General features: G+C 65.2%; 7 protein-coding genes. 1 reads left to right on the forward strand and 6 read right to left on the reverse strand.

The features are described 5' to 3' along the window. Window positions 1-221: 221 nt before the first annotated feature. The gene (locus KBT70_RS12530; protein ID WP_296633826.1) at window positions 222-482 is read right to left on the reverse strand and encodes a DUF2312 domain-containing protein; all 261 of its coding nucleotides are present in this window, start codon (window positions 480-482) and stop codon (window positions 222-224) included. 134 nt (window positions 483-616) lie between these two features. Here KBT70_RS12530 and KBT70_RS12535 point away from each other — a divergent pair, with 134 nt between their 5' ends. Next, window positions 617-832, forward strand: a complete 216-nt coding sequence (locus KBT70_RS12535; RefSeq protein WP_296633853.1) for a hypothetical protein — start codon at window positions 617-619, stop codon at window positions 830-832. Window positions 833-837: 5 nt separating this feature from the next. Here the strand turns inward: KBT70_RS12535 and KBT70_RS12540 are convergent, their stop codons facing one another. The 5 genes from KBT70_RS12540 to KBT70_RS12560 all read right to left on the reverse strand — a co-directional run. Continuing rightward, window positions 838-2,805 (reverse strand): enoyl-CoA hydratase-related protein, encoded by a 1,968-nt coding sequence (locus tag KBT70_RS12540; RefSeq protein ID WP_296633830.1) that lies wholly within the window; start codon window positions 2,803-2,805, stop codon window positions 838-840. A gap of 86 nt (window positions 2,806-2,891) precedes the next feature. Next, on the reverse strand, window positions 2,892-3,101 hold the full coding sequence (locus tag KBT70_RS12545; protein ID WP_296633834.1) for a hypothetical protein: 210 nt from the start codon (window positions 3,099-3,101) through the stop codon (window positions 2,892-2,894). 91 nt (window positions 3,102-3,192) lie between these two features. Next, window positions 3,193-3,519, reverse strand: a complete 327-nt coding sequence (locus tag KBT70_RS12550; protein WP_296633838.1) for a TraR/DksA C4-type zinc finger protein — start codon at window positions 3,517-3,519, stop codon at window positions 3,193-3,195. 96 nt (window positions 3,520-3,615) lie between these two features. Continuing rightward, window positions 3,616-4,620, reverse strand: a complete 1,005-nt coding sequence (locus tag KBT70_RS12555; protein WP_296633843.1) for a FliM/FliN family flagellar motor switch protein — start codon at window positions 4,618-4,620, stop codon at window positions 3,616-3,618. A gap of 82 nt (window positions 4,621-4,702) precedes the next feature. After that, window positions 4,703-5,795 (reverse strand): HAMP domain-containing sensor histidine kinase (locus KBT70_RS12560; protein ID WP_296633847.1); only part of this gene is annotated, 1,093 nt, incomplete at its 5' end.

Here is a 5,795-nt window from a genome sequence, read left to right on the forward strand (position 1 = left end):
TGGTCGATCTTGGTCACGGCGTTCACCACTTGTCAGTATTGCATTGAGGTGCAAACTGCCCGTGGCGCGGCCTCAAGTCGATGATGCTGTGGGTCTTGGGTGATACCCGGACCGAAGGGGTGGCGGGGCCTGCGTTAACGCAAGATCACCGGCAAACACCAAAAGGCGCGCCATAGGGCGCGCCTTTTGCAATCGTTACGGTGTCACGCGGCAGAAAACCCTCAGGCCATCCCGAGCGCTTCTTTATACATCTCCAATACCGCCTCTTCTTCGGCGATATCGTCCTTGTCGCGCTTGCGCAGCGCGATCACCTTGCGCATGACCTTGGTGTCATAGCCGCGCCCCTTGGCCTCGGCCATCACTTCCTTTTGCTGGTCGGCGATGTCCTTTTTCTCGGCTTCGAGCCGCTCGAACCGTTCGATGAACTGGCGCAACTCATCGGCGGTAACGCGGTAGTTGCTGTCGGAATTCATATCGTCCATGGCCTGATCTCCGGTCGGTTGGGGTTTCTGACTAGCGCCGCGCCGGATGCGGTGCAAGGGACATCTGCGGCGCGGCTTGCAATGGCGGAAAAATTGCTCTAGCGCCGGGGCGGTAAAGAGCCGGGGAGGTGACGATGGAGTATATGATCTGGTCTGGGGCCGCCCTGTCGCTGGCTGGTCTGGCCACGTTGATCTGGTGCATCGTCAAGGTGTGGCGTGCCCGCAAGGCAGGTCTGCCGGATGCAGAATTGCGCGCGGCGGTGCAAAAGATCGTGCCGCTCAACACGGGCGCGCTGTTCCTGTCGGTGATCGGTCTGATGATGGTCGTTGTCGGCATCCTGCTCGGCTGATCATTTCAGGTATCGGCCCGCCGACCAAAGAACCCCTCGCCATTCTTGACCATCTCGCGCAGCATCGGCGGCACCTGCCAGAGCGGAGTGCCAAACGCGGAGAGGGCCTTGAAATCCTGCAGGATTGCGAGCATCCCGCGCTGATCGGCGGCAAAGAGTGGCCCGCCGCGCGCGCGCTCATAGCCATAACCGCGCACCATCAGCACATCGAGATCCGAGGCGCGCTGCACCGCGCCGCGCGCCAAGAGCTGCATCGCTGCGCCAACAAGTGCCGCGTGCAGCGCGTGCCGTGGTGGCACGGCACCCAGCACCTCGGCCGGATCGCGCCCCGGCCCGGCCATGCTCTTGGCGGGGCGCGGCCCCTCGCTCGGGTGGTCATAGAACCCGCGCCCGACCGCGCGGCCCACCGCCCCTTTGGCCAGCCGTTCGGCCAGCGGATCATCGGCGCCGGGGGCCTGGCAACCCAGCCATTCGGCGACCGCGCGCAGCCGTGCCGCCATCAGCGGCAAACCGTCGAAATCCATCATCAGGAATGGCCCCGCGCGAAATCCGAGCCGCTGCGCCGCCTGATCCACGCGTTGCGGTGTCAGGCCTAGGCGCACCATCTCGAGCCCGGCCAGAGCAACTGCGCCCATCAGAACATGACCCAGCCCCGGCCCCGCCGCAGGTTGCGCCGCGCGCACCGCTGTCACGCCCAGCCCGGCGCAGAGCCGTGCAAGGCTGGCCACATGGCTGGGATCGGCGGCCTCGGACACGGCGAGTTCCGCGAGCCGAAGGGTCTGCGCCGGTCGGTAGAGCCGCAGACCCAAGGCGGCCCCCGCCAGTCCGCGCCCGGCATCGAGGGGCACGTTTACTGCCGCACCTTCGACCTCTGAACCGCGCGTGCTGAGCGCCAGATCGGCAGCGCCTGAACCGCTCTGCAATCGCGCGAGATAGGCTGCTGGCGTTGAGGCGTCCATCTTGCCCTGTTTCACCAATCCGTCGAGCGCGCCGGACACGTTGGCGCGCAGATCGGGCGCATCGCTGCGCACCTCCTTGCCGCCCTCAAGCAGGAGCAGCGCCACATCCCCGAGTCGCGCCCCATCGAGGGCGATACGGGTCATGTCGCGCGTGGGGGCCTGCGCGCGCTCTGGCATGCCTGATGCGCGCCGCTCGGAGGCGTAGATATGCCGCTGCGCCCGCGCCTCGGGGCTGCGCAGCCGGTCCTCGAAGAGCGCTGCCTCAAAGGCCAATCCCTGCGGGAACGGCAAAAGCTGTGCCGCCTCAACCGCACGCAGAATGTCCGACGCGGCACCGGTTTGTCCCTTGAGGCGTTCGGCGACAGTGGCGATGGCGCGCTGATAGCCCGCCGGATCAGAGAGGCCGCGCGTGGCCTCGTGGCTGCGGCGCCAGTGGCCTTGATCGGCCAGCTTGCGTGCAAGTTCGACAGCAGCGGGCAGGGGATCATCAGAGGTGATCTGGGAAAAGAGACGCTTGAGGCGCGGATCAGAGGCGCGCAGGGTCTGCCCCCCCAGCATCACCTCAAGCGCCACCTGTGCACCCAGAAGCCGCGGCAATCGCTGCGTCACGCCGCCACCGGGCACCATGCCAAGGGTGATTTCGGGAGAGGCAAGCCGCGCGTCGGCCTGTGCGACGCGCGCATGGGCTGCCAAGGCCAACGCCAAACCGGCACCGAAGGTGGCCCCCTGAAGGGCGGCAATCACCGGTTTGGTGAGATCCTCGATCCGATCACAAAGCGTATCAATCCAAGGCTCTGCCAGCGGTCCGTCATATTCCGTGAGATCCACGCCAGACGAGAATCCGGCCCCGGCCCCCGCAAGAACCACGGCGCGCACCTCTGTCGATATTGCCGCCTGCGTCAATGCGCGGGCAAGATCGGCGCGCAGCTCTGGTGCAAGGGCATTGGCCACGGGGCGATCCAACAGCAGGATCGCCACCCCGTCGCGCAGTTCCTGGCGTATTTGCCCTGTCACACCGCCCCACCCGTCAAACGCTTCTGCGCACAAGTTCTAAGGGGAATTTCCCCGTGCGCAAGCGTGGGACGGAAAAAGCGGCGGTTTCACACCGGCATGTTGTCGAACTGTGCCTCGATGGCCTCGCACAGCAGCAGCTCGTGCAGGCTCTTGGTCTCGTCCGGCACGGACATGCCCTCTTCGTGCAGCCGTTCGATCATGCGGCGCAATTGCGGCTCCAGCTTGTGGCGGATGTCGGGGTTGGCCTGTCCAATTTGATGCTCAAGGCGGTCAAGCTCGGTGCGTGTGTTGGTCATGGTCGTCCTCCCTGGTGGCAATACAACTCTAGCGTGTTTCCCGCCGCAGTTCGACACTTTATCGAGACCCCGTAACAGAAGCGTGACCGGATCACGAAACCTGTGCAGCGCAGGTTCGGCAGAGCGGCGTTTCTGGCAGAATATCCAGACGATCAGCGGCAATCGGCTCTTCACAGCGGGCGCAGGTGCCAAACGTGCCCTTGCGGATACGGTCGAGCGCTGCGCGGATTCGCGCCACTTCGTCCTGACCGTGCTGGCCCAGATGCTCCAGCACCTCATCGCCTTCACGCTCGATCGCGGCGTCATCCCAATCCTTGGATTTGGCCGAATCGAGTTCTCCTTCGATGGAATGGAGGCGTTTGTCCAATTCGCCGAGCCGTGCCATCAGCGCCAACCGATACTGTTCTGTCTCCAACATCCGAAGCCTCCTCTATTTTGGGTATCCTATCAGAGCGCGGTGTTTCGGTCATTGATCGAAGTCAAGCGCAGCGCGCATCGGCGTCAGGACGCCGGATCATGCTGGTTCCCGGCTTTGATCAGGACCGGATAGGGGGACAAGATCGGTGCCTTTGCGGGGCGAGGATGGGGCGGGGGCGGGCTCTGCGTCGGGCGTGTCAGGAAGCGGCATGGCCCCGCCCGAAATCAGGCGCAGCGCGCGCCATCCGTTCATCTGACCAAGCTGTGCGGCGGCCACGACATGCCCCCGCGTGCCGATAAGCTGTGTCTCGCTCAGCGCCTCGCGCGGGATGGGCAGCAGATCGCCGGGTTTGAGCGCCAGAACATCGCGCAGCGGCAGGCGCAGCCGCGCCATCACGGCGTCAAGCACCACTGGCGCCTTGGTCACAACCTCTTCGAGATGGGCAGGTGCCGCGACCTTGGTGCTCGCGGTCTTGCCTGAGGGTGTGCGCGCAGGTGGCGGGATCACAGGCAAGAGCAGGTCAAGACGCCCGGTCTTGGATCCCGGTCCCAGATCGACGGTGAGGCGCAGCAGGTCGAAATCCGGGGCCACCAGCAAAAGTGCGAGGCCGCGCAGATCCTCGACCAGATCGCCATAGCCAAAGTGGCGCGGGGGATGCGTCTGGGGGTCTTCGGCCAACTGGCTGTCAAACTCGGCCAGAATCGCGTCGATAAGCGGTGCGACCATCGCCGCGTCGGTGCGGGTGGCCACACGAGGCCGCGCCATACCGGGGCGCACGGCACCGGTGGTCTGCACCTCGATCAACCCGGCGAGGATTTGCGAATCAAGACAGAGCGCGCCGCGCGCGCCGCCCCCGCCCTCCAGCAGCACCAATAGCCCGTCGTCGCCCAAGGTGCGCCCGACATCGGCGAGGGGCACGCGCCGCTGTTCCACTGTGGCCACGGTCAGGCCAAGACCAAAGAGCGCATCCGCCGCGCGCGCCAAGGCCAGCCGCAGCGCCTTGGCCGGCGACATCTGGCGGCTGTCGAAGCCGTCCCGCGCCGCCTGCGCCATCCGCTGAATGACCGAACTGTGATCCTGCGATCCCATACCCTGCGCCATCGCCCCTTTCTGAAGCTCTTGGGGAGACCCTAGGCGGGCATGGTTACGATTTCCTTTAGGCGCGTGAGAAAACTGACCGGGGCTACTGCGCCGCCATGCGCGCCGCCAGTGGCAACGTCACGCGGAACGCTGCCCCCTTTTGCCCTGGCAAATAGCTGACCGCGCCATCCAGCCGCGCCATGATCTCGCGACAGATCGCGAGGCCAAGGCCCGCGCCGCCTGCCTTGTGTTGGCCGATACGCGAGAATTTCTCAAAGATCACCGCCTGTTGCGCAGGTGCGATGCCCGATCCGTTGTCGGTAAAGTCGATCACCAACTGCCCGTCCGCCACGCTGGTCCGGATCGTGAGCACCGGCGGCTGGCCGTCGCAATATTTGCGCGCATTGGCGATGAGGTTGATAAAGACCTGCACCAGCCGATCGAGGTCTGTGGTCAATTCCACGGATTCCGCCACACGGTCGCGCATTACCCGGAGCGTGCCGCCCTGCACCCCAGCCGCGCGCTCGGCCCGGTCCAGAAGGTCGGCCAGCGACCCGGTCTGCACATGCAGCACGACCTGTCCGTTTTCCAGCACGCTGAGATCCAGAAGATCATCCAAGAGCCGCGTCAGGCGCACCGCCTCGTCATGGATGACCGAGGCATATTTGCTCTGCTCCTCTGGTGTGAGATCGCCGGTATCGCGCAGGATTTCCGAAAAGGCGCGGATCGAGGTCATCGGCGTGCGCAGCTCATGGCTGATCTGGCTCAGGAACCCGTCCTTTTGCACCGAAAGCTGGGTCAGCTTTTCATTGGCCTGACGGAGTTGTCGCGCGGTGCGGGCCAGTTCCTGTGATTTCGCCTCGAGCTGGCTGGAATATTCCATGATCTGTGCGGTTTCATCCGCCACCGCCATCAGATCCTCGACCGAGACCGCAGCCCCCCCGACAATCTGGCTGATCATGGCATGCGCCGTGGCGGCCCCGACCGACCCCGACAATTCCCGCTCCAGCTCTTGCAGGAACGTCGGGCTGGGTTCGGGCAGATACCCCGCCAGCCCTTGCCGCTTGGCGGCCTCGGCAAAGAGCGCCTGCGCCTCGGTCGCCCCCATGATGCGTTGCGCCATGATCAACAGATCTTCGCTCTGCGCCATGCCGCCGGTCCAGCCGCCGGGCGTGCCGGAATGATCGAACACATTG

The sequence above is a fragment of the Roseovarius sp. genome, assembly GCF_018066915.1.
Classification (GTDB): domain Bacteria; phylum Pseudomonadota; class Alphaproteobacteria; order Rhodobacterales; family Rhodobacteraceae; genus Roseovarius.